Raw genomic sequence first — 1,110 nt, 5'->3', positions numbered from 1 at the left:
GCTAAGAATCGGAAGCCGCAGCAACACGAGATTGCCCGCGATCTGGGTAAAGAACCAGCCCGTTCCATACAAAATTACGATATAAAGCACCAGCCATGCAGCATATTTCAGCCAATGCTCCCGCGGCGGAAAGCCTACCTGCTCCATCATCCGGCGGAACAATATGCAAAACGCGGTCAATGCAACAGCTAACTGCATCAGATAGCCTACCGAAAGCTCAAAAACCCAATTTCCAATTACCGGATAGAGCAACAAGCCTTCCACGCCCCACCCAAAAAAGAAATACAGAGGTGCAACATACCAGAAGTAATCCCCGGCTCTCAGTGTTTTCAAGCTGGGCTTGACCTCTTCCACAAAGGTCTTTGCGTCCGAAATCGAATGAAACAGTTCCTGATTTTCCGTGTTGGCTTGGATGGCAATATCAAGCAAATCGCTGCGCACCAGTTCGATGCCACAGAAGTCCCAGCTGACCCGGCGAAGATAGCGAATTACTTCTTTAAGCTGTGCCCGACTTTCTTCAGTCAGCAGCTTAGTACGCATCCGGTTTGTTTTTCGCAATGCAAAATACTTATTCATCTGGCTCCTCCTTAAAAAATTTTTTCACCAGCTGGCAGAGCTGGCTCCAATCCTGCCGGAACTCAAGAAGCGCCTGCCGCCCTTCTTCCGTTACAATGTAGTATTTTCGGCTCGGCCCCTTGGGAGAAGGTCTGCGTTCTACCGTAACCTTTCCCTGCTGCTCCAAGCGCAATAGCAGCGGATAGAGTGTACTTTCACTCAAGTCAGAAAATCCGACCTGTTTCAGATGCATCACGATCTCATAGCCATAGGTCGGCTCTTGCGCAATCAATTTCAGGACACAATATTCCAGAACACCCTTTAAAAGTTGTGCATTGTTTTCCATAAGTCCTCCTCTCCGCTAGTATGTAATGCGTAGTAGCTTATCTACATTGTATTACATAGTAGTGTTTCTGTCAAGCCCTGACCTATTGGCATTACAACCAAAAATCATGCCATATTTTATGCAACAAAAAAACCCTGAGATTTTCATCTCAGAGCTTTCAGTTAAGTCGGCGACTACCTATTTTCACAAGCCGTTTCCAGCTAACTATC

Annotated in this window: 2 protein-coding genes; both read right to left on the bottom strand. The window is 46.8% G+C overall.

Going from position 1 to position 1,110, the window contains the following annotated elements; translation table 11 throughout:
• Positions 1 to 576, bottom strand: a 576-nt coding sequence (locus WMO44_RS14895; protein WP_349153042.1) for a hypothetical protein, incomplete at its 3' end; no start/stop codon positions are given.
• Positions 569 to 901, bottom strand: coding sequence for a PadR family transcriptional regulator (locus WMO44_RS14890; RefSeq protein WP_349153041.1), 333 nt, complete (start codon positions 899 to 901; stop codon positions 569 to 571). The genes WMO44_RS14890 and WMO44_RS14895, both read right to left, overlap by 8 nt.
• Between the last annotated feature and the right edge of the window lie 209 nt (positions 902 to 1,110).

The organism is Faecalibacterium tardum, from assembly GCF_040096515.1.
Lineage (GTDB): Bacteria > Bacillota > Clostridia > Oscillospirales > Ruminococcaceae > Faecalibacterium > Faecalibacterium tardum.
This window is presented reverse-complemented; position numbering and strand designations above follow the sequence as displayed.